The following is a 22,387-nucleotide window of genomic DNA, read 5'->3' on the forward strand; positions in this document are numbered from 1 at the left end:
CCCACATGGATGACGGTCCTGCCCGGGTGCCGCCGGGAGCGGTTTGCATTTAGCACTCCTTGGGCACGAGTGCCATCCTACGCCGTGGCGCGGCGAGTCAGCAGTGCGTATCGCGTGACCTTCCCCTACCGTGCCCTGAGTGAACACACCTGCACCCCGCCGTCCCGGCGCCGTCCCCGGCGCCACCGCTGCCCGCCGTCAGGCTCTGCGCGAGCAGGCCGCACGCCGGCAGGCGGGGGCACCACCGAAAGCCGGTGCCGCTGGCACTGCCGGAGGTACCGGCCGGCTCTCGGACCCGGGATCTCCCCCGCGCCCCTCGGCACGAAACCGCTACGGCGGGGACGTGCTGTCGGCGGACCCCCACCGCATAGGCCCGACGGCGGTACGGCCGGAGTCGGTGCATGTGGCGCTGAAGCGTGGCATGGTGCTGGAGGACCGGCAGACCGGGTTCGTGGGTGCGGCTGTGGCCGTGGAGAAGTCCGGCGGCAAGCATGTGATGGTTTTAGAGGATCGCCGGGGGGTACGCCGCGCTTTTCCGCTGGGGCCGGGCTTCTGGTTGGAGGGCCGACCCGTGATCGTGGACCCGCCCGCGCCACGCAAGCGTCCACCCGCAGGACCCGTTAGTGCCTCCGGGCGCCGACTGACCGCGTCGGGCTCCTACGCCGTGGAGGGCGAGCGGGCCCGGGTGGCGCGCGCCTCTCGCATATGGGTTGAGGGCCGGCACGACGCCGAATTGGTGGAGAAGGTGTGGGGTGACGATCTGCGCCACGAGGGCGTAGTGGTCCTCATGCTCGACGGCGTAGACAACCTTGAGGAGATCATGACCGAGTTCGGGCCTTCGCCGCAGCGGCGAGCAGGTGTGCTCGTGGACCATTTGGTTCCCGGGTCAAAGGAGTCGCGCATCGCCGAACATGTACGGTCCATGCCGGGCGGGGAGAATGTGTTGATTCTGGGACACCCGTATGTGGATGTGTGGCAGGCCGTGCGTCCCGAAAGGGTGGGGCTGCAGGCCTGGCCGGAGGTGCCCCGCGGGGTGGATATCAAGCACGGCACCCTGGAGGCGCTCGGCTGGCCGCATGCCGATCAGGCCGACATCGCCCATGGCTGGCAGCGGATCCTGGCCACGGTGCGCACCTACAAGGATTTGGAGCCGAGTCTGCTGGGGCGTATGGAGGAGCTCATCGACTTCGTCACCGCCCCCGGAACCCGCTAACGCCTCTGCTCTCCCGCCTCCCCCGCCTCCCGCCCAATCCCAACCCCACCGAGTTCGGTCGAAATAACCACCGAGTTCGGTCGAAATAACCACCGAGTTCGGTCAACAGGCCTGCTCGACACAGGCCGATGGTTGGTAAAGACGAGCCACAACGGCAGGGGCCGGGCACCCTCGAGCATCCCGGCCCCTGCCGTCATAATCCAAGGCTGCGTGACCGGCGTCGTCAGGCGTCGGCCAGCGCCAGGCGGCGGCTGGAGCGCAGCAGCCTGACATTGTTGGCAAGAAGCAGCAACACCAGTACGAGACCGGCGAGCCTAGCCCAAAGCGAGCTGGACATGAACAGCAGGACCATGGCTACCAGGATCGGCCCCAGGTACATGTAGGCACGGACGATGTAACCACCGAAGGACGGCATTTCCACATCACGCGCCTCGGCCACGGACTTGACCATGAAGTTCGGACCGTTGCCGATGTAGGTGAGCGCGCCGCACAACACGGCACCCAGCGAAATGGAACGCAGATACAGCTCGGGCACACCCGCAACTGTCGCACCGCCCGGGTGGGCAACCTGACCGGCCATCTCGAAGAAGGTGGCATAGGTAGGGGCGTTGTCCAGCAGGGAGGACAGCCCGCCCGTGAACACGAAGAACGTGATCTCGTTCAGGGGGAGGCTGCCGGCTACCTCGTCCAAGTAGCGCAGCGCGGGAATCATGGTCAGGAAGATACCGATGAACAGGGCAGCGACCTCCGCGATCGGGCCCCACTCGAACTGGTTGTCCTCGAAGCGGGCCCGCTTATCACCGAGCTTGTAGGAGGCGACAGCGGCCGCGAGCATGATGATCTCCCGCAGCGGGATCCAATCCTTTAAGGCGGCGTGCCCCTCCTCAATGGCGTGAGCGTCGATGGACGGGGCGAAGGCCACGGCAGCAATGATGACTACGAACCAGACCAGATTGTTGGCTCCCCGCAGTCCCAGAGGCTCGATCTCGGTCTTGTCGGCGAGGATGTCGGCGGCGGGCTCCTGGGAGTAGTACCAGGTGTCCAGGGCGAAGTAGCTCGCCAGCAGCAGGGAGTTGACGAACAGCCATTCGACGACGAGACCGAAGGTCCAGGTGAAGGGTACGCCACGCAGGAAGCCCAGGAACAGTGGCGGATCGCCCAGCGGGGTCAGCAAGCCACCGCAGTTGGCTACGATGAAGATGGTGAACAGGACTGTGTGGACCCGATACTCACGCTCACGGTTGGTGTTCAGAAGCGGGCGGATCAGCAGCATCGCCGCGCCGGTTGTGCCCACGAAACTCGCCAGTAGACCGCCGACCGCCAGGAAGATCGTGTTGTTACGCGGGGTGGCCTGGATGTCGCCCTTGAGGAAGATGCCGCCGGAGACAACGAACAGCGCCAACAGCAGCGAGATGAACTGCACGTACTCAACCACGGCGGCGAAGACGGGTTCCCAACCCAGGGCGATCCACATCCATGCGGCTACCGGGATGCCCAGGACCAGGGCGACCGTCAGCTGGCTGGAGTTCTTCTCCCACCAGTGGGATGTCGCCGGGACTAGCGGAAATACCGCGATCGAGGCGAGCATGACTACGAATGGCAGTACGGACCACCACTGCAACTCCACGTGAGACTCCTCAGTTCGGGGTCGGTTAGCAGGTCGCCCATCAATGAGGCGGCGACGCTTGCATCACCCTATGACGATAGCCGTTCCGCTTCGTGAGACAACGGCGCGTCTCGGGCGCAAGGTGACCGGAAGCACGCCGTCGCCTCGGCGCAGCAGCCGCCCGACGACGGCGTTGCCCAGCCAATCTGGATGCGTCAGCCCAAACTCGGCTGGCGAGCAACGTCTGCGGACATGAACGCTCGGACAGGCACGAGCAGCCATTGTAGAGGCGCCAGCGGGCTGGGGATAGCCTAGTCGATCACGGTCGCGGCTCCGGCGACGTACGGCAGGAAGCCGATCAGTGCGAAGGCCTCAGCGCAGCGACGTTCTCCGACTGCACGACATTGTTGTCGATGATGCGGGACCACGCTCAGGACAGTACATCGCCGATTGAGCGGCCGGGCTGTAGGGAAAGGTGTGTAGCCGGAGGCGACGGCCGGGAGGCGCCATACCCGTAACCCTGGCAAACTCCCGGATAGAACTCGTTCTGGGGTGCGCGGTAATCGAGCGCGCTTGCGCTCCTGGCTCTAGGATGCGTACTACACCTCGCACGTCCTGCCGCAGAACTGCGGAGACCAACACGCCGATGTCGACAGTCGCATAGGTTATCGTCAAACCTAGATTGTGGTGTCCGACCTAGACGCACGCCACAACTTTCGCCACAACGACGCACTGACAAGACAGTGATCCCGCAAGGAGCGACCATGCACACATAAATGGCTCTTCGTGTTTGGGGGTGTGGTGGTGGGTAGTGGCGGGTGCGCGTGTCGCAGGGGCGGGTGTGGGTCGAGGTCCCCGATGATTGGGGTTTGCTTAACACTACCGATCACGGAGACCTCGACATGGCTGACACTACCTTCACTGCTGCTGATCTTGCTAGTTTCCTGGGCCTGGACGCCCTGGGGCTGGTTGCCACCGGCCAGCGGATCACCCCTTGCGAGGCGCTGGTGGAGTGCCGCCTACGGGTGGCTGAGGAGGATGCGTTGTGTAGGCGGTGTGGGGCCCAGGGCGTGGCGGTGGGGACCGTGTCCAGGCGCCTGGCGCACGTGCCGTTGGGCTGGCGTCCCACACACCTGCTGGTCCGGTCGCGGCGGTGGCGCTGCCAGGGATGCGATCGCGTGTGGCGCCAAGACTGTTCTAGGGCCGCGGCCAAGCGGGCTTTGCTGACCCAGGCGGCCAAGGAGTGGGCGATCCGGGCCGTGGGGGTGGAGTTCATGTCCGTGGCGCGCGTAGCAGCGTCGCTGGGGGTGTCCTGGCACACCGCCAATGAGGCCGTCCTTGAGCGGGCCAAGGACCGCTTGATCAATGATCCCGGCCGTCTGGCCGGTGTGGAGGTCCACGGGGTAGACGACTCCCCCGCGCGCTGGCGCTCTCAAGCGAGAGGTGCCCCCATTGCCTGGCGGCATACCCGCAAGGGCGACCGGTACGTGACGGTGATTATTGACCTGACCCCGGTGCGCGACGGGACGGGCCCGTCCCGTCTGCCGGGGCATGGCCCCGGGCCGATCCAAGCAGGTGCTCAAGCAGTGGCTCCAGGACCAGCCCGAGGCCTGGCGCAGCCGGATCGAGGCGGTCGCTACGGACGGTTTCACCGGTTCCCAGGACAGCCACCGCGGCCCTACCCGGCGCAACGGAGGTGATGGACCCCTACCCGCGTAGTAGCACTGGCCGGGGACAAGCTGGACCAGTGCCGTCGCCGCACCCAGCGCCAGACCACCGGGCGGCCGGGGGGCGTAAGGACGATCCCCTGCACAAGGCCAGGCGCCTGCTGCGCACCGGCGCCGGGCTCCTGAACGACAAGTCCTGGGGACGTCTCGAACAACTGTTCGCCGACCCCCACAACACACCGGAACAGACCACCTGGGCGGTGTACCAGAAGATTATGTCCGCCTACCGCGCCAAGACCCCCACCCAGGGCAAGCAGTTGATCCTGACTCCTGACGGTTTAGTGCCCTGCGGTGTTCAGGTTGTTGAGGATTTGCTGCGCGGTCTGGGTGGTCTGGGGTTGGGCGGTGATGTGGTGGCCGTTGATGGTGATAGTTACCTCTTGAAGCGGCTTCAGTTCGCGTACGAGCCGCTTGATGCTCACACCGGTGGCGGCTTGTAGGTGGCGGGCGACGGCCAAGGATGCCATCACCACGGTGAGGTGGGCCTGGATGGCGTGGTGGGTGTGGTGGAAGACGGGCCTGGCGCGCAGGTCGTGCTTGGACATGCGCAAGGGACTGCTCCACGTGCCACAGCTCGTGATAGGAAGCAATCACCTGGCTGGCGGGCATCACCGATGCGGGGATATTGCTCACGTAGCCTTTCAGCCCGGCCAGCCGCTTGGCTCGGGCCAGAGCCTTCTCGTCGAGGACCTGGTCGCCCTTACGGGTGGTCACGGACCTGGTCCCCTTGGGGCGCCGGTCCCCAGCAACGACCGCCCGGGCCCTGTTCTCCTGGGAGGTCAGGGTCTTGCTGGTGCCGGGCGAACCTCTTGGCGGAATACGCCCAGATCGCGCGCCACGAGCCCGCAAACTCCGCTGGGCTCCAGACCGGCTCATCACGCAGCTTCTCGTCCCTCTCGGTCGAGCGCGTGCCGCGGCGTGGGGTGATGGTGTCGATGATCTGCCCATCGGCCAAGGCGTCCCCGTGCCAGGCGAAGTGCGCGGCCAGATCTGCCGGGGCCTTGGTCATGCGGGACCCGACGATGAATCCCAAGCCGGCCTGGTCGAGTGCTTCGAGGTTGGTTGCGGAGAGCATGCCGGCGTCCGCCACCACGACCAGGTGCTCAATCCCCGACGCCTCCCGGAACTCCTCGATCATCGGCACGATCGTGCTGGTCTCGGCCTTGTTGCCCTCCCAGCAGCCAACACGTAACGGGAAGCCCGTCCGGTCCACCAGCAGCCCCACGATCACCTGCGGGTCCACCCTGCGCTCCTTGGAATAGCCCACCCGTCGTAGGTCGTCCTCCTTCTCCGCCTCGAAGTACAGGGTCGTCACGTCATACAAACACAAGGACAAGTCCCCTCCGGCACTCACGTGCCGCAGGCAGGCGGCCTGGATATGGGAGCGGTAGTCGCCGGTAACGCAGCGCGCCAGGGACCGGAACAAGGAGCGTGGGGTCACAGCGTCAACTCCGAGCTCTCCCAGCACGGCGGGGACCTGCTCCTTGCTGGTGGGCTCCACGAGTCGGGCCAGCACCATCTGCCTGAAGCTCTCATCACCACCCACCGCTTCACCCAGCCCCAGGGCCTCATACGCGCCCGACAGGACATCCCACAACAGCACTGAGCGCTTGGACTCAACCACCGCCGGCGCGGCCTGGCCGGCGGCCTGCGGTGTCAGGCCGGCCAGGTCCAAAACGCCCTGGCCGCCCCGGATCTTCTCCCGTCCCGCCTGAACCAGGGCCGCCAGCTCCGCCTCGTCGTGCGCTGAGCCCAGGTGCTCCACAATCCGGCGCACACCATGCTCCTTAGCCACGATCTGCACCGCCGTAGCACCAGAAGCGGTACGCACCTTACGGATAAACGGGCTCACACCCCTACACCCTACCCGCCACCGGATTAGTGCCCCACAACCACCAACCCAACCACACCACACCAACGAAAAACCCCAACCACCCCAACCAGCTGTCAGGAGTCAGGTCGGGCGCCGCGCCAAGACCCCCACCCAGGGCAAGCAGTTGATGAGCGAGGTCATCGACTCGCTCACCACCGGCGTGCCTGACGCCCTCGAAGAACTGAAGTCGCTGGCCAAGACCCTCAACCAGCGGCACGACGACATCCTGGCCCACTACCGATCACCGCGGCACATCCAACGGACCCACCCAAGCAGTCAACGCCCCGCCTGGAACACCTACACGGCATAGCCCTGGGCTACAGGAATCTAACCAACAACCACCATCCGCAGCCTCATCCACGCCAGCGGCTCCCGCAACCAACTACAACACCCCTAAACACGAAAAGCCGGTAAAACGATCGTCGTGGCCAGCCATGACGACGCCGTGATCGGGGCCTGCTCCAACACCATTGATCTCGTGCCCTAAGCACGCAGACGCGTCATCGTCTGCCCTCAGCGTGACATCGCACGGACTCCAACTCAACGGTTCTGCAGGGTCTATCGCCCCGCTACTTCAGTAGACGAGCGCCCGGGTGACCGTGTCAGCCATGAGTCGGCCGCGCAGGGTCAGCACCACGCGGCCGGCCTTGGCGGCGACGCCGTCGAGCAGCCCTTGGGCAACGAACTTCCCGATCGCTCCCACGAGCCGCCTCGGGGCACCCTCCGCCGTCGTCTCCTCACCCAGCCGCGTCAGGCCAGCCAGGTCCAGGCCCTCACGCGTGCGGATACCGAGCATGACCCGCTCCAGCTCCCGGGACTCGGCATCAATGACCTCGTGTCCGGCCACGGGCAGCTGCCCATAGGCCACTTGGCCCGCCCAGGCCACCGGATGCTTGGTGTTCCATATACGCGCGTCCCCAAGATGGCTGTGGGCCCCCGGCCCGGCGCCCCACCAGTCCCAGTCGCGCCAGTACGCTTGGTTGTGCAGGCACTCATGCCCGGGCCGCGCCCAGTTGGAGATCTCATACCACTCGTAGCCGGCACCGGACAGCAGGGCGTCGGCGAGTTCATATTTGGCGGCTTCGTCGTCGTCCGTGGGCAGGGGCAATTCACCACGGCGCACCTGGGCCCACATGCGAGTGCCCTCCTCGATCACCAGGGCGTAAGCACTCAGGTGGTCCGGACCGATTTCAACAGCCGCCTGAAGGGACCGGCGCCAGTCCTCCATGGACTCCCCCGGCGTGCCGTAGATCAGGTCCAGGCTCGTGTCCAAACCGGCTCGTCGCGCCCAGGCCACCACCTGCGGCACCCGCTCGGGGGTGTGAGTACGGTCCAGGGTGCGCAGCACATGTGGCACCGCCGACTGCATGCCGAAGGACACCCGGGTGAAGCCGGCCTGCGCCAGGGCCGCTAGGTAGCGCTCGTCAACCGTCTCCGGGTTGGCCTCCGTCGTCACCTCGGCCCCTTCGGCTAGCCCCCAGGTGTCCCGCACCAGGCGCAGCATGCGGGCCAGGTCACCGACGGGCAGCATGGTGGGCGTGCCCCCGCCCACGAACACGGTCCGCGGCGCTCTTCGCGGCAGGCCGACCCGGTCCATGGCCCGGCGGGCCAGGCGCAGCTCGCCGGCAAGCGTGTCCACGTAGTCGCTCGCCGACGCCCCGCCACCCATGGCCAGGTTCGTATAGGTGTTGAAGTCGCAGTAGCCACAGCGCACCCGGCAGTAGGGCACGTGCAGGTACACCGAGAAGGGACGCTCCCAGCCCGAGGACGCCGCCCCAGGGCGCACCTGCTCGGGCAGCTCCCCCGCTCCGGGCAGAGGCGCCCCGACTGGCTGGGCGGGATTCAAAAGGCCACCGCCTGACGCCGGGGCGCCACCCAGATCTCCCCGGTGCGCACCGCGGTCAGGTCACGGATGGTACGCCCGGCACGAATGCCCTTGTCCTCGAAGCGGGTCAGCACCCGCCCCTCGTAGCGCTGTGACCAGCCGCCACGTACACCCGCGGGCGACCCGGGATCGAAGCCATTACCGGGGCTGCCCTCCTCGGCGGTGTCGGAGCCCAGGTCGGCGCGCGCCCCGGCGTCGGGGTAGCGGAAGTAGGGGCCGGTGGAGTCTGCCTCCACGCCCTCCGGCAGGGCGGATACCTCCTCCAGCACGTCCCGCATCTGCCAGGCGTAGTCCGCCCAGTCGGTGGCCATTCGCCACACCCCTCCCGGTCGCAGCACCCGGGCCACGGAGTCGGCGAATGTGATGTTGACCAGGCGACGCTTGCGATGTCGAGGTTTGCGCCACGGGTCTGGGAAGAACACCCACACCTCGCTGGCGCAGCCCACCGGCAGCGCAGTGGCGAATAGTTGAGCAGCGTCGGCGGGGACCACGCGCAGGTTGCGCAGCCCCAACCTGGCGGCGCCCGCCACGATCCTGGCAATCGCCGTCTCCCAGGCTTCGACGGCCAGGTGATCCACTCCCGGGTGGGCGGCGGCATGCGCCAGGATTGCCTCCCCGGCACCCGAGCCCACCTCCACGATGAGCGGCCGCAGGAGGCCTACATGCCCGAATACGGAGGCCGGAGCCAGTCGGAACGCCGGATCGACGGTGCGGATCGCGTCGGCTCTGGGCACGTCGATCACGTACCTGGAGCCATAGCGTTCCAGGGCGCGGGTCTGGGCGTCGGTCAGACGCCCCCCTGCCCGCGAGTAGGAGCGCACCCGGGATCGGATGGCGTGCGAACGGGGAGGGTGCTGCTGCGTCACGGGTTCGGTTCCTCCTGGTTTGTGTTCGAACGGTCATGTGCGACTGGTGCACAGCTATGCCCCGACGGCGCCCACCGGGTAGCCATTGCGGAAGGGTGAGGGCTCATCCGCATGGCGACCGTCTGCCCCGGCATGGGGCGCCTCCAGACACCGTGCCAGGGTGGTGATCAGTTTCAGACCGGCACCACCCACCCTAACGCGTTCGACTGATGGCCCGGCCAGTATCGTGGCGGCTACCCATCGGTGGCTCCGTTTCACTTACCGGTGGGCTGATCCGCGCCGAGCACCGCGATGAAGGCCTCCTGGGGAACCTCCACGCGGCCGACGGCCTTCATACGCTTCTTGCCCTCCTTCTGCTTCTCCAGCAGTTTGCGCTTACGGGTGATGTCGCCGCCATAGCACTTGGCGAGCATGTCCTTGCGCAGAGCACGGATGGTCTCCCGGGCAATAATGCGGCTGCCAACCGCTGCCTGCACGGGCACCTCAAACTGCTGGCGGGGGATCAAGTCCTTAAGCCGTCGGGTCATCTTCTGTCCGTATGAGTAGGCGGAATCCTTGTGCACGATGGCGCTGAAGGCGTCCACCCGCTCACCGTTGAGCAGGATGTCCACCTTGGTCAGCTCGGCGCTTTGAGTACCGTCGGCTTCGTAGTCCAGGGAGGCGTAACCGCGAGTGCGGGACTTCAGTGCGTCGAAGAAGTCGAAGACGATCTCAGCCAACGGCAGCCGATAGCGCATCTCCACGCGGGTCTCGGACAGATAGTCCATGCCGTCCATGGTGCCGCGGCGGGACTGGCACAGTTCCATAACCGCGCCAATGAATTCGCTCGGGGTCAGGATCGTCGCGCGCACCACCGGCTCCTGCACGTCGCGGACCTTACCCTCGGGAAACTCGCTGGGATTGGTCACCGTGTGCACCGTGTGGTCCTCCATGGTGACCTGGTAGACCACCGACGGAGCTGTGGAGATGATGTCGAGGTTGAACTCGCGCTCCAATCGCTCGCGGATGATCTCCAGGTGCAACAGCCCCAGGTAGCCGCAGCGGAAACCGAAGCCGAGCGCCACCGAGGTTTCCGGCTCGTAGGTTAGCGCGGCATCGTTGAGCTTGAGCTTGTCCAGGGCATCGCGCAGCGCCGGGAAGTCGGAACCGTCCACGGGGAACAGTCCGGAGAAGACCATGGGCTTGGGGTCCTGGTACCCGGCCAGCGGCTCGTCGGCCGGGGAGGCGGCGGAGGTGACGGTGTCACCGACCTTGGACTGACGCACATCCTTCACGCCGGTGATGAGGTAGCCGACCTCTCCGGCGCGCAGCCCCTGCGTGGGAACCGGCTCGGGACTGATGACGCCGATCTCCAACAGGTCGTGGACGGCGCCGGTGGAAACCATCTTGATGCGCTCGCGGGATTTCAAGGCACCGTCCATGACGCGCACGTAGGTGACCACACCACGGTAGACGTCGTAGACGGAATCGAAGATCATGGCGCGGGCGGCGCCAGCCGGGTCCCCGGACGGCGCCGGAACGGCCTGCACGATGCGGTCGAGCAACTCGGGCACGCCGACTCCAGTCTTCCCGGAGACGCGCAGCACCTCCTGCGGCTCGCAGCCGATCAGGGAGGCGATCTCCGCCGCATATCGGTCGGGTTCAGCGGCTGGCAGATCAATCTTGTTCAGCACCGGGATGATTGTCAGGTCGCCCTCGATGGCCATGTAAAGGTTGGCCAGCGTCTGGGCTTGGATGCCCTGGGCGGCGTCGACCAGCAGGACAGCGCCCTCGCAGGCGGCCAGGGACCGGTTGACCTCGTAGGAGAAGTCGACGTGCCCGGGGGTGTCGATCATGTTCAGGGCGTAGGCGCGTGTGACGCCGTCCTCACCTGCCATGGCCCACGGCATGCGCACCGCCTGAGACTTGATGGTGATGCCGCGCTCGCGCTCGATGTCCATGCGGTCCAGGTACTGGGCGCGCATGTCACGCGGGGCGACGACGCCGGTTGCCTGCAGCATCCGGTCCGCCAGGGTGGACTTGCCGTGATCGATATGCGCAATGATAGAGAAGTTGCGGATCTGGGCCTGTTCGGTGGCTGCGGGGGCGACGGACTCGGCCTGCTCGGATGTGGGGATGGGTGACACGAAAGCCTTCCAAGACGGCGCCTCGGACCTCAGGCCCGGGCGCAGGACAGAAATCTGGGTCGATTCTCCCATGCGCCGGGCGGACCGCCATGCCAGCGCGGGTGTGATGCCCGACGGCGAGCCCGTCACATGCTGCCCCCACGGATCACCAACCAACCCCGACCCAAAGGACGCTCAAGAACCAGAACAGCCTCACGGAGTCGAGTACGCATCGGATTCGACACATTCTGCACGTCGATATCCTCCAACCCGTCAGTCTTTGACACAGGCGTCGCCTCTGAATGCATTTCAATATTACTACCAGACACCACAGTGTAAGTCTCCGTGTAGTCGCGTATGGCCTGGTCGCTAGCGGTGAACTCGATAACGTACCCCCACCCGCCCGGATAGGCCTCCGCAAAATTCACCGCGGGCTCAACCGACACCACCTCCGCTCCCTCCGGAAGACTATTAGCCTGCCCGATCGCGAGGATCTCATCCAGATGCTCAACATCCGCCGGACACGGCGCCCCCACCTGCACCCCAGCAGCACTCGCCGACGCCGACGCCCTAGCCTCCGACCTCTCAACCTGCGCACTCGAAAAAAACAAATACCCCACCACAAAAAGCACCCAGAACACCCCCACACCCACCAACACCGCAACCACAACAAGCACCTGCCGGCCAGTCACCTGCTCACCGGCCAAAACCAAACGCCTCACCACACATCACCCCACTCACGACCCAGTCCCACGCATAACCGAAGACTCACCCGACACAAACTATCACCTGCCACCCCCACGGATCACTAACCACCCCCGACCCAAAGGACGCTCAAGAAACAGGTGCGCGTTTCCAAAACCAGCCTCCCATGGAGCGGTCACCCCACTTAGATCCACATCCTCTGCGCCATCAGCGTTCGGATCAGTCGTCGGGTAGGCATCAATGTAGTCACCGTTATATCCGATGCGATTAGTAATGTAGTCGCGTATGGCCTGGTCGCTAGCGGTGAACTCGATAACGTACCCCCACCCGCCCGGATAGGCCTCCGCAAAATTCACCGCGGGCTCAACCGACACCACCTCCGCTCCCTCCGGAAGACTATTAGCCTGCCCGATCGCGAGGATCTCATCCAGATGCTCAACATCCGCCGGACACGGCGCCCCCACCTGCACCCCAGCAGCACTCGCCGACGCCGACGCCCTAGCCTCCGACCTCTCAACCTGCGCACTCGAAAAAAACAAATACCCCACCACAAAAAGCACCCAGAACACCCCCACACCCACCAACACCGCAACCACAACAAGCACCTGCCGGCCAGTCACCTGCTCACCGGCCAAAACCAAACGCCTCACCACACATCACCCCACTCACGACCCAGTCCCACGCATAACCGAAGACTCACCCGACATGTCATACTCCTGAGCCAAACCAGCACGATGCAACTCCTGGAGCTGCTTATCGCTAACATCAAAGGGGCCGATCTGCGTTGACTTGTCTCCATCCCAATTGTACCGGTCCGCCACATGGACACGGTAATCATAGGAGTAGGTCCACTCCGGGTTGTCCGCCGTGGGTGGGTAGACCGTCACGGTCCCATCCGTCGCGTAGTTACAACCTCCCGTGGCATAGAACCAGTTCTGATCCTCCTCTGCTCTGATGTAGTACCCCTCCCACTTAGTGGTGAAGGGGTAGGTGACCGGCTCGGTAACGCCAGAGGCTTCAGCATCATTACGCGCTGCCTCTGCCATAGTTTTGACGGCTTCTTGCGTTTTTGTATTCAACCCGTCAACATCTTCCAGCATGCGGTCGGCGTCGAGTTCCTGCGGGTCCCCGCTATTACCCAAGAAGTGCAGCAGATTTCTTGATGCGTCCGGCCAGTCCGAGGCCTTGACGATCGCGCCGATTGTGGCCGCCTCGTGGACAAGATGATCTAACGGATCGGCTGACCGACTCCCGTATGCCCCGGAGCCTTCCTTGGCGGTATCCCCCGGATAGACCCAGGGGGTCACCCCCGGCATCTCAGCATGTTCTCCAGGTACCGGATCGCCGAGCTCCGTCTTGCCCTGCGTCTCAGGGTCATCGTTCCCGCTCCTGCGGTTGCTCTCCGTTTTTCTGTTACTGTCTTCGACCTTCCTGCGGCTGTCCTCCTTGTCCCGAGGATCAGTCCGCTGCCGTCCAGATCTGGCGTGATCCGGGTCATCATCGCTCGAGCCGGCTAGGACGGTCGCATACTGCTCATCAACCTGGGTGGCCATGGCCAGCACGGAGGAGACCATCTCCGTCAGTTCGGCGGCGTGAGCCTGAGCCTGAGCGGCCTCCACCACGGCCCCGCCCGGACCCACGGCAACCATTCTCACAGGACCTGCCGCCGCCGCGGTGCTGCCAGCGGCCTTCCCGGCGCCGCTACTAGCGGCCTCGGCCAGGGATACCGCGACCGAGCCGTCAGCACCCAACGTCAGGTAGGGGTGCTCATCAGCGAAGTCCTGACAGGCCAATACCTTGCGTCGCACCTGGGTCACACCCTCGCTGGCGTCGGCAGTGGCACGCGCGAGGACTCCAACCCGCTCGCTCATCTCGCTGTGAGAGACTCTGCACCGATGCAGCGCCGCAAGCGCGGCCTCCACGCTGGGTGCCTTCGAAACCACCCGTGAACTCGCGACTTCTGCATCATCGGCCATTCTCATTAAGGAAGTGTGGAGGCTATGCAGCCCATCCGAGGCGTCGATCAGCGGCTCAGGGTTCCAGTTCAACACATCACTCCACGTCGCCATCTCACATCATCCCCCGGGCGCGCGCCCACTGGGTGACCGAGGCCTCCGAAACGGCATCCCCGATCGCTACCGCCTCCCGGGCCACAAACTCGTCATTGCGCCGGTGTGCGGACGCCAGGTCCCGGACACCCTCACCCACGTCCCCGTAACGGCTTCCCAGAGATGCCCTCTGGCTCTCCAACCCGCTCACGGCGGACCCGGTACTACCTGAACTCCGCGAGCCCGGCATGGCCGCGCCGATCCTCTCCAAAGGTCCGGAGAGGCCCAAGGAGCCAATCCCGTCACGCAGCTCCCCTAAGGAGGCGGCAAGCATCTCCAGGTCGCCTCCGACAATACGGATATCCGCGTCTGCCACGAAAACCTCCAGAGTGTCAGGGATGAGCCCGCCTGCAACGCGCCCAGCTAGTGAACCGGGCGCAAGCCAATCACCGTGACGCGCTCGTGTCAAGAGCGTGACAAAGGTGAGGGAGCCGACCAGACGGAGCGGCCCCCGTCGGGCCCCTCACGGTTGGAACCACGGCCGCACCACGCGCTCGAAGCACTCCAGTGCCGCCGCGATGGTGCGGTCCATATCCAGGTACCGGTAGGAACCCAGGCGCCCGCCGAACGCCACCGGCTGGTCCTCCAACTCGGCCATCAGCTGCTGGTAGCCGGCCAACCGTGCGCGGTCAGCTGCCGTACCCACCGGGTAGTAGGGCTCATCGGCGGGGGTGGCCATGCGCGAGTATTCCCGCATTATCACTGTGGCGTCGTCAGGGTAGTTCCGCTCGGGATGATAGTGGCGGTACTCGTGTACCCGGGTGTAGGGAACTTCGGCGTCGGGATAGTTGATCACGGCGGTGCCCTGATGGTCCCAGGTGGGCAGGACGCGGGTCTCGAAGTCGAGGGTGCGCCAGGAAAGAGGGCCTAAACGATTGTCAAAAAAGCGGTCCGGCGCGCCGGTGTAGACCACCGGCACTCGGCCGACACAGGCCTGACGACTCAGCTCCCCGCCGTCCAGAAAGTCCTCCCCCAGACGCACCTCAATACGCGGATCATCCAGCATGCGCTCAACCCACAGCCCGTATCCGCCAGCGGGTATGCCCTCATAACGGTCTGAGAAGTACCGGTTGTTGTAGTTCAGACGTACCGGCAGCCGGGTAATGATGGCGGCATCCAGCTCGGTGGGGTCGGTCTGCCACTGCTTGGCGGTATAGCCGCGGATGAAAGCCTCATACAGGGGGCGGCCGATCAGGCTGATGGCCTTGTCCTCCAGGTTGCCGGGCTCGCCCGTGATTTCAGCAGCGTGCTCAGCGATCAGCGCCCGGGCAGCCTCCGGTGCGAGGGCAGCTCGGAAGAACTGGTTGATGGTGCCCAGGTTGATGGGCAGCGGGTAGATCTCTCCGGCGTGGTTGGCGTAGACATGGTGCCGGTAGGCATTGAAGTCCGTGAACCGGTTGACGTAGGCCCACACCTGCTCATTGGAGGTGTGGAAGATGTGGGAGCCGTAGCAGTGCACCTCGATACCGGTGTCCGGGTCAGGCCGGGAGTAGGCATTGCCGCCCGGATGGTCACGTCGGTCTACCACCACCACGTACACGCCCAGCTCCTCGGCGGCACGCTGCGCGATCGTGGCCCCGAAAAGCCCTGCACCGACTACTACCAGGTCTGCCCGCATACGTCAGTTCCTCGTCCTTACTCGACGTCGCGCAACCAACTCGCCCGTCTACTCGCCCGTGCATTGTGCCGAAGTCGCGGTCGACGGCCACGGTGCCGGTACACTAGCACGGTCTCGGCCGTCGTCTCCGGCGCCCGCGTGGCCATCCGCCGTTGACGTGTCCCGGACAGCCCCGGAGGCAGTCTCCATGCGCCGGGACATCCCCAACCGTCAACGACGAGTGAAGTGAGTACCATCCCCTCCTCCATGATCCGCATCGGCGTCGTCGAAGACGATGCCCGTCACCGCCGCGTTCTATCGGACTACCTCGGGCGCTTCGCCCGGGAGCACGCCGTGAAGCTGGAGGTCAGCACCTTTGACGACGGCGACGATCTCCTCGCCGACTTCCGCCCCATCTATGACGTACTGCTTCTGGACATACGCATGGAAGGCACCGACGGGCTCGCCACCGCCCGGGCGGTGCGAAAGGTCGACCCGGAAGTCGTCATCATCTTCATCACCGCCGCCCACCAGTATGCGATCAACGGTTACGAGGTCTCCGCCCTCGGCTATCTGGTCAAGCCCTTCCCCTACGCCTCCTTCGACCATGAGCTCAGCCGCGCCCGGAACCTGTTGGGAAGGCGTGACGGCACCGGCATCGTGCTTAAGGACGGTTCCGGGCTGCGACGCGTCCCCGTGCGCGACATCGTCTATCTGGAGTCCTCCGGACACCGTCTGGACGTACACCTGGTCGACGACGAGCTGACCTTGAGCGGGTCGCTCAAGCAGATGGAGCCGCAGCTGGCGCCGCATGGGTTCTTCCGGTCGAACTCCTGCTACATCGTAAATCTGCGCCACGTGGTGGCGGTGCGTGACCAGGACAGTGTCATGTCCACCGGCCAGGCGCTGCGCATCTCCCGCCCCCGTAAGAAGGAGTTCATGCGCGCGCTGACCGAGCACGTCTCCGGGACGCTGCCGTGATCGAGGAGGCGCTGCCAGATATTCCGCGACTGTGGACCGCCCTTTCAGAATGGGGCGCGTGTCTGCTGTACGTGCTGGCCACCTGGCGTCCTCAGGACTCCCGACGTAGGGGCGTGGTGGTTATGGCGGCGGCGCTGCCACTGTTGTGCGGCTATCAGGAGGTGATCGGCCGTCTGCCGATCTCCCTGTGGCTGTTCGGCATGCTGGGAGCGGTGGCCGCCATGTGGGTCATCTTGCACCTGGCACTGAGCGGATCGCTGCGCCGCTCCACCTACCTGGTGGTGCGGGCCTTCGTGGCCGCCGAGCTGGTGGCCTCCCTGGAGTGGCAGCTGGAGCTCTTCCTCATCGGTGACCATGCCGGCACACCGCCCGCCTCGCTTAGTGTAATCGTCGTCGACGGCGTCGTGCTAGGCGGTGTCTATCTGCTGGAGCGCTCCAGATTCCGCAGTGATGTGGTGCCGACCGTAGCCACGGTGGCAGGAGCGGCGGCCATCGCCGCTATTACCTTTGCCATGTCCAATCTCAGTTTCCTGAGTACGGCTACGCCCTTTTCCGGAAGGTTGGGCGCTGAGGTGTTCTACATCCGTACGCTCGTGGACCTGTGCGGCTTCATCATTCTGTACGCCCAGCGAGAGGTGGATCTGCAAAATCGGGCTACCTTCGAGCTGGCCACATCCGAGGCGCTGCTGCACTCACAGTACGAGCAGTACCTGACTTCTAAGCGGGCGATCGACATCGTCAACCGTAAGTACCACGACCTGCGGCACATGATCGCGTCGGTGCGTGCTGAGCCGGATCCGGCGGTCCGTCTAGAGAGGCTCAGCGACCTGGAGGAGTCTGTACGCCCGTACGAGGTGTTCCTGCGCACCGGCAATCCCGTGCTCGACGTTATCCTCACCGACCGGGAACAGGCATGCTTGGATTCCGAGGTCAGCATGACTGTGATTGCCGACGGCGCCGCGCTCGGATTCGTGGCTGCCGCTGATTTGGCCACAATGGTCGGCACCGCCCTGGACAACGCCCTGGAGTCCGTCGCTCGTATTGATGACCAGGCGGACCGGTGGATCCGCTTCGACGTCCGGGCGCGTCGGGGCTTCGTGCTGATGGAGTTGGAGAACCCGGTAGCCGCCGCGCCGGTGGTGGCGGCCGCCGGTGACACCCCGCTGACCCCGAAGAAGGACGCCGCCATTCACAGCTTCGGCCTCAGCGCGGTCCGGGCCGCCGCCGAGGCCTACGGCGGACAGGTCACCGCCGGCGAGAGCCCGCAGCGCACCTTCATACTGCGCGTGCTGCTGCCGATACCCGCCCAGACCCCTGGCCGAGACCGGCGCTAGTGTTGCACGGAGACCGGACCATGCCGGTGTGCCGCGTTCAGTTCAGGGCGAGCACCCTGCGGACCACCTGGTAGCCGGCCACGGGCAACCAGTTCCCGGGGCGCCCAGGCAGCGTCATTAACCGCCCCATCACCGAGGCGCGTACACGCCGAGACACGTCCGGTCGGGTGGTGTCTAGGCGCTCCCACAATTGCCGCTTAATGACCAGATTCCTAGGTGTGCCCGAGCGCAACGCCATGGTGGTTATGACCACCGCACTCATGGTGTAGATGTGCACCAGGTAGCGCAGCAGCGCCGCAGGCACCTCACCCTCGTGGGGCATCGCCTCGAGCATCAGCGCGTTCACCCGGTCGTGCTGGTCCAGACGCTTCACGATCACGTCGTCGGCAACGGACTGCCCGGCCCGACCCACCGTGTAGTAGTACAGGTCTAGATCCAGGTAGGTCAGCGTGCGCACGTGCCGTAGCGGCTCGAAGGCGAACAAATTGTCAACGTAGAAGCAGTGCTCGGGCAGCTGCATCCCCGAGCGCGCCAGCACCTCCCGCCGGTATGCCAGAGAATGCATCATCAGGTACTGGTCCGGCCTGAAGCGTCCGACGTCCTCCCAGCCACCAATGCGGCCTCTAGGAAGCCGTGTCCTGAAGCGCACAGCATGGCGACCGAGCCGGACTCCGCGACAGCTCTGGCGCGCTGGCCCGTGATTCAGACGATGCCAGGAGGCGGTGCCCTCGCGTACATACACGAAATTGGTGACAACCAGATCGGGCTCGGTGCCGGACCGTCGCCAGGCGCGCAATGAACTCATCAGCGCGCGCAAGGCGCCGGGATCAATAGCGTCATCGGCGTCGCACACCTTCAACCAGGTCCCCCGCGCTGCCGCGATCCCGGTGTTGATGGCGCCGCCATGGCCCTTGTTCTTCTGATGGATGACGCGTACCGCCGTGTGTGCTCGCGCGTAGGAATCGGCGAGCCGCGCAGTACCGTCAGTGGCGCCGTCATCGACGACGATGATCTCCAGGGCGCCTCCCCCGTCATCGGCCGCCACAAGGCTGGACAGGCAACGGCTCAGGCAGTCCTCGGCGTTGTAGGCCGGGACAACGAAGGTGATCAGTGGGGTTGCGGACACCGGGTGAGGCTCCTTACTCGGCGGACTCAGCGGACGCTCAACGGCTGCCGAGCATGCATCCGGACCGCGCACGAGTCACTGACGTGTATTGACGGATATGACACTACCGGACCGGGGCGGCGCGTCGCTCAATCGACCGACCGTACATCCGCCTCGTTCTCCTCTGGCTGTGCCTCCTCAGCATCGGGCACCCGCTTGAAGATGACCTTGAAGATGGGGAAGAACACCCAGAAGGAGATGGCCGCATTGATGATCATGGTCACTACATCGGCCACGGTCTCCCCGGTGGAGGCTCCGAGCGTGCCCTTGCACCAGGAGTAGATCGGCTCCTTGTAGAGCACCTGGAGGGCCGCGGCCACGATGGTGATGACCACATAGGCCAGGGCGTACCAGAAAGCCGCCTTCCAGATCGAGGAGTTTGATTTGAAGGTGATGTTGCGCTGAGCGAAGAAGTTGATGACCTGGGCGATCAGCAGGGTGATCTCCACGGCCAGGAAGTAGGCCAGCCCGCCACCGGAGCCATCGTCCTGGATGGGGCCGGCCACATAGTCGAACAGGTAGACGGGGCTGCCTGCGGAGGACCCCACCGGTAGGAACTGGAAGGTGGTGCCCTGCAGCGAGGTGAATCCGAAAATCCACCGGAACAGCGGCATCAGGATGAGCTGCAGCAGCGTGACGCCGTTGGACAGGATGAAGAAGACGATGAACTGGGAGCCGGTTTCGTGGCGCTCCTCGAAACGATGCCACCAGGCGGTGATCGATTTCATGCGGGGTCTCGTTTTCTCTTGACGGTGGGGACCGGGCGGGCAGGAGCCCGTGTTCTTGATGGCGAGGCCGGGTCAGCGGGGGGCGTCCAGCCGCCGCTGAGTGGCCTTGTCCTGACGTCGGTTGCGGAAGAAGCCGCCCACGATGGCCCGCAGGCCGCGAAGGCCGTGGCCATTGGCGAAATCGACGATGCCGTGGACCATCTCCGTGGACACCATGCCGCCGGTCATCTTGCCCATGGCGCGCAGCGGCATGTTGAGCATGAACAGAATGTTCAGATCAGGTTTGCCCGAAGCATCGGATTTGGCTTTACGCCGCTGGAGCACCTTCACGGCCGTCCGCCCGATGCGGCTGCGACCCTGGGCCAGGTCCGAAACCGGGCTGTTGTAGCCGATCCGTCCGGAGGGGACCGACTGCGGCACCGGTCGTCCCAGCAGCACGCCGAATTCTGCCGTTGTGACCTGACTGACCTTGCCGTCCAGATAGTGGCCCAGGGCCGGATTGGCACGGGCGACCGGGTGGCCGTCGACCTCCCAAGGGGCTTGAAGCGGTAGGTCCTCCACATTGCGTCCTACCCGCACCGTCCAGGTGCCGGCCGGCCGTATCCACCGCCCCTCCGCGGTAGAGTAGCGGCGGAAGGTGTAGTCGTCGAAGGGGATGGTCACGGTCACCGACTCCCCCGCCGCCACGGGCACCTTCACAAAGCCCTTCAGCTCGCGCTCCGGCCCCCACACATCCGTCGGTGCAGTGACGTACAGCTGCACCACCTCGGCGCCGTCGACGGCGGAGGTGTTAGTGACCGTCAGGTGCGCGCCGGCCTCGTCCAGGCTCAGCCCGGAGTAGTCGAAGCTGGAGTAGGACAGGCCGAATCCGAAGGGGTGGGCCACGGGCGTGTCGGTGGTCGTGTAGTAGCGGTAGCCGACGTAGGGGCCATCCTGGTACAGGGCAAGCTCCCCCGTGGCCGGGAACCAGGCGGAGGTCGGATTGTCCTCATAGCGCACCGGATACGTCTCGGCCAGGCGTCCGCTGGGGTTGACCTGCCCGGTGAGCACCCGCAGCACCGCGCTTGCCCCGGCCTGCCCGGACAGGCTGGTGTGCACCACCGCCCGGGTGTGCTCCTCCCAGCCGGTCTCCACGGCGGATCCGGCCGAGACGATTGCGACCACATCGGGGTTGGCACGGGCTAAGGCCTCCAACAGCTGCGTCTGCACCTGCGGCAGGCGCATATGCGAGCGGTCCAGGCCCTCGGACTCGGACAGCTCGTCCAACCCGATACAGGCCAGGACCACGTCTGCCCGGCCGGCCAGAGCCACGGCCTCATCGAGCAAGGCCTGATCGGGTGCGCCTTGCCGGTCATACCCTTGCGCATAACCCACCAGTTCCAGGTCAGTGGAGGACAGTTCCTCCAGAAGACTTTCAACTCGGGTGGGATTGATCTGGGAGGAACCCGAGCCCTGGTAGCGGGGCGTGCGGGCCATGTCACCGACGACGGCGACCCTGGCGCCTGCGGCAAGCGGCAAGACTGCGTCCTGGTTGCGCAGCAGCACTATGGATTCCTCGGCGACCCTTCGCGCCAACTCGTGGTGAGCGTCGGCGTCGAAGCGGGGGCGCTCCGTCTGCGCGGCGCGGGCCGAGGGCGCGCGGGTCGCCATGGCGATGACCTCGGCGGCGCGCGCATAGACGGCGTCACGGCTAATGCGCCCCTCCTCGACCGCGGCGACGATCTCACGGGCGGACTGCAGTCCCGGCGCGGGCATCTCTAGGGAGGAGCCCGCGGCGGCGGCCGCGGCGGCGTCGTTAGAGCCGCCCCAGTCGGAGACCACCAGTCCGGTAAAGCCCCATTCCCGGCGCAGGATGTCGGTGAGCAGGTGCGGATGCTCGTTGGCGTAGGTGCCGTTGACCCGGTTGTATGAGCTCATCAAGGCCCGGGGGGCGGCCTCACGCACAACGATCTCGAAGGCGGTCAAGTAGATCTCCCGCATGGTGGCCTCATCCACCACGGAGTCGGAGGCCATGCGGCGTAGTTCCTGCCCGTTGACGGCGAAGTGCTTGGGAGTGGCGGCTACCCCCTGGGACTGGATGCCGCGGACCAGGCCGGCGGCCATGCGGCCTGCCAAGACAGGGTCTTCGGAGTAGTACTCGAAGTTGCGACCGCACAGCGGAGAGCGCTTGATGTTCATCCCCGGCCCCAGGAGCACGTCCACGCCGAGGGCTAGTGCCTCCCGTCCCAGTGCCTGGCCCATCTGCTCGGCCAAGTCGGGATCCCAGGAATTGGCGACTGTGGCCGCCGTCGGGAAGCAGGTGGCCGGCTCGGAGGCGGCGATACCGAGGTGATCGCCGCTACCGAGCTGACGACGCACCCCATGGGGACCGTCGGACAGCACGAAGGAGGGCACCCCCCGCGCTGGCAGGGCGCGGGAGTCCCACTCCGAGGCGCCCGAGAGCAGGGCGGCGGCCTCCAGGAGACTGAGTTCCGAGGCGGCGACGGTCATGGCC

Annotated in this window: 17 protein-coding genes and 2 pseudogenes; 5 read left to right on the forward strand and 14 right to left on the reverse strand. The window is 65.6% G+C overall.

Features of this window, described 5'->3' with window-relative positions:
- Window positions 1-139 precede the first annotated feature (139 nt).
- The gene (locus tag CWT10_RS09215) at window positions 140-1,213 is read left to right on the forward strand and encodes a DUF3097 domain-containing protein (RefSeq protein WP_179952363.1); all 1,074 of its coding nucleotides are present in this window, start codon (window positions 140-142) and stop codon (window positions 1,211-1,213) included.
- A gap of 223 nt (window positions 1,214-1,436) precedes the next feature.
- Here CWT10_RS09215 and CWT10_RS09220 read toward each other — a convergent pair whose 3' ends face one another.
- Window positions 1,437-2,840 carry a sodium:proton antiporter gene (locus CWT10_RS09220; protein WP_103062845.1) on the reverse strand — a complete coding sequence of 468 codons (1,404 nt, stop codon included), beginning with the start codon at window positions 2,838-2,840 and terminating at the stop codon, window positions 1,437-1,439.
- 881 nt (window positions 2,841-3,721) lie between these two features.
- Between CWT10_RS09220 and CWT10_RS09225 the strand changes: the two genes are divergently transcribed.
- Entirely contained in the window at window positions 3,722-4,519 is a 798-nt protein-coding gene (locus tag CWT10_RS09225) for a transposase family protein (protein WP_128683388.1), read from the forward strand.
- A 305-nt stretch (window positions 4,520-4,824) separates the two neighbouring features.
- Here CWT10_RS09225 and CWT10_RS09230 read toward each other — a convergent pair.
- A pseudogene (locus CWT10_RS09230) lies at window positions 4,825-6,398 on the reverse strand (IS1634 family transposase).
- A gap of 148 nt (window positions 6,399-6,546) precedes the next feature.
- Here CWT10_RS09230 and CWT10_RS09235 point away from each other — a divergent pair.
- On the forward strand, window positions 6,547-6,729 hold the full coding sequence (locus CWT10_RS09235) for a hypothetical protein (protein WP_103061494.1): 183 nt from the start codon (window positions 6,547-6,549) through the stop codon (window positions 6,727-6,729).
- Window positions 6,730-6,993: 264 nt separating this feature from the next.
- On the opposite strand, the gene hemW is transcribed toward CWT10_RS09235, so the two are convergent.
- From hemW to glf, 9 genes and pseudogenes are all read right to left on the reverse strand, one after another.
- Window positions 6,994-8,265, reverse strand: coding sequence for a radical SAM family heme chaperone HemW (gene hemW / locus CWT10_RS09240; protein WP_103061493.1), 1,272 nt, complete (start codon window positions 8,263-8,265; stop codon window positions 6,994-6,996).
- Entirely contained in the window at window positions 8,262-9,170 is a 909-nt protein-coding gene (gene trmB, locus CWT10_RS09245) for a tRNA (guanosine(46)-N7)-methyltransferase TrmB (RefSeq protein ID WP_103061492.1), read from the reverse strand. The genes hemW and trmB overlap by 4 nt, the downstream gene beginning before the upstream one ends.
- A 57-nt stretch (window positions 9,171-9,227) precedes the next feature.
- Window positions 9,228-9,362, reverse strand: a pseudogene (locus CWT10_RS17415) (MOSC domain-containing protein); the annotation flags it as partial.
- Between the two features lie 62 nt (window positions 9,363-9,424).
- A complete protein-coding gene (lepA, locus tag CWT10_RS09255; protein ID WP_103061491.1) occupies window positions 9,425-11,296 on the reverse strand; it encodes a translation elongation factor 4 in 1,872 nt (623 codons plus the stop codon).
- A gap of 125 nt (window positions 11,297-11,421) precedes the next feature.
- On the reverse strand, window positions 11,422-11,982 hold the full coding sequence (locus CWT10_RS09260) for a hypothetical protein (RefSeq protein WP_233187954.1): 561 nt from the start codon (window positions 11,980-11,982) through the stop codon (window positions 11,422-11,424).
- 78 nt (window positions 11,983-12,060) lie between these two features.
- Window positions 12,061-12,615 carry a hypothetical protein gene (locus tag CWT10_RS09265; protein WP_244936734.1) on the reverse strand — a complete coding sequence of 185 codons (555 nt, stop codon included), beginning with the start codon at window positions 12,613-12,615 and terminating at the stop codon, window positions 12,061-12,063.
- 30 nt (window positions 12,616-12,645) lie between these two features.
- Window positions 12,646-14,049 carry a hypothetical protein gene (locus CWT10_RS09270; RefSeq protein WP_233187953.1) on the reverse strand — a complete coding sequence of 468 codons (1,404 nt, stop codon included), beginning with the start codon at window positions 14,047-14,049 and terminating at the stop codon, window positions 12,646-12,648.
- Between the two features lies 1 nt (window position 14,050).
- On the reverse strand, window positions 14,051-14,404 hold the full coding sequence (locus CWT10_RS09275; RefSeq protein ID WP_103061490.1) for a hypothetical protein: 354 nt from the start codon (window positions 14,402-14,404) through the stop codon (window positions 14,051-14,053).
- 147 nt (window positions 14,405-14,551) lie between these two features.
- Window positions 14,552-15,706, reverse strand: coding sequence for a UDP-galactopyranose mutase (gene glf / locus CWT10_RS09280; RefSeq protein ID WP_103061489.1), 1,155 nt, complete (start codon window positions 15,704-15,706; stop codon window positions 14,552-14,554).
- 225 nt (window positions 15,707-15,931) lie between these two features.
- Between glf and CWT10_RS09285 the strand changes: the two genes are divergently transcribed.
- Window positions 15,932-16,666, forward strand: a complete 735-nt coding sequence (locus CWT10_RS09285; protein ID WP_233187952.1) for a LytR/AlgR family response regulator transcription factor — start codon at window positions 15,932-15,934, stop codon at window positions 16,664-16,666.
- On the forward strand, window positions 16,663-18,000 hold the full coding sequence (locus CWT10_RS09290; RefSeq protein WP_103061488.1) for a GHKL domain-containing protein: 1,338 nt from the start codon (window positions 16,663-16,665) through the stop codon (window positions 17,998-18,000). Before CWT10_RS09285 ends, CWT10_RS09290 begins: the two co-directional genes overlap by 4 nt.
- 37 nt (window positions 18,001-18,037) lie before the next feature.
- Here the strand turns inward: CWT10_RS09290 and CWT10_RS09295 are convergent, their stop codons facing one another.
- The 3 genes from CWT10_RS09295 to CWT10_RS09305 all read right to left on the reverse strand — a co-directional run bounded on the left by CWT10_RS09295 (window position 18,038) and on the right by CWT10_RS09305 (window position 22,383).
- Complete coding sequence (locus CWT10_RS09295) at window positions 18,038-19,126, reverse strand: glycosyltransferase family 2 protein (protein ID WP_158247565.1); 1,089 nt, start codon at window positions 19,124-19,126, stop codon at window positions 18,038-18,040.
- A 128-nt stretch (window positions 19,127-19,254) separates the two neighbouring features.
- On the reverse strand, window positions 19,255-19,893 hold the full coding sequence (locus CWT10_RS09300) for a hypothetical protein (RefSeq protein WP_103061486.1): 639 nt from the start codon (window positions 19,891-19,893) through the stop codon (window positions 19,255-19,257).
- Between the two features lie 72 nt (window positions 19,894-19,965).
- Window positions 19,966-22,383, reverse strand: a complete 2,418-nt coding sequence (locus CWT10_RS09305; RefSeq protein ID WP_103061485.1) for a glycoside hydrolase family 3 C-terminal domain-containing protein — start codon at window positions 22,381-22,383, stop codon at window positions 19,966-19,968.
- Window positions 22,384-22,387: the final 4 nt, after the last annotated feature.

Source organism: Actinomyces qiguomingii (assembly GCF_004102025.1).
In the GTDB taxonomy this organism is placed as follows: Bacteria; Actinomycetota; Actinomycetes; order Actinomycetales; family Actinomycetaceae; genus Actinomyces; species Actinomyces qiguomingii.

Bases quoted from the DNA above. Each gene is read 5' to 3' on its own strand.
- CWT10_RS09225 (WP_128683388.1), top strand. From the start codon at position 3,722: ATGGCTGACACTACCTTCACTGCTGCTGATCTTGCTAGTTTCCTGGGC.
- CWT10_RS09235 (WP_103061494.1), top strand. From the start codon at position 6,547: ATGAGCGAGGTCATCGACTCGCTCACCACCGGCGTGCCTGACGCCCTC.
- CWT10_RS09270 (WP_233187953.1), bottom strand. From the start codon at position 14,049: ATGGCGACGTGGAGTGATGTGTTGAACTGGAACCCTGAGCCGCTGATC.
- glf (WP_103061489.1), bottom strand. From the start codon at position 15,706: ATGCGGGCAGACCTGGTAGTAGTCGGTGCAGGGCTTTTCGGGGCCACG.
- CWT10_RS09300 (WP_103061486.1), bottom strand. From the start codon at position 19,893: ATGAAATCGATCACCGCCTGGTGGCATCGTTTCGAGGAGCGCCACGAA.
- CWT10_RS09305 (WP_103061485.1), bottom strand. From the start codon at position 22,383: ATGACCGTCGCCGCCTCGGAACTCAGTCTCCTGGAGGCCGCCGCCCTG.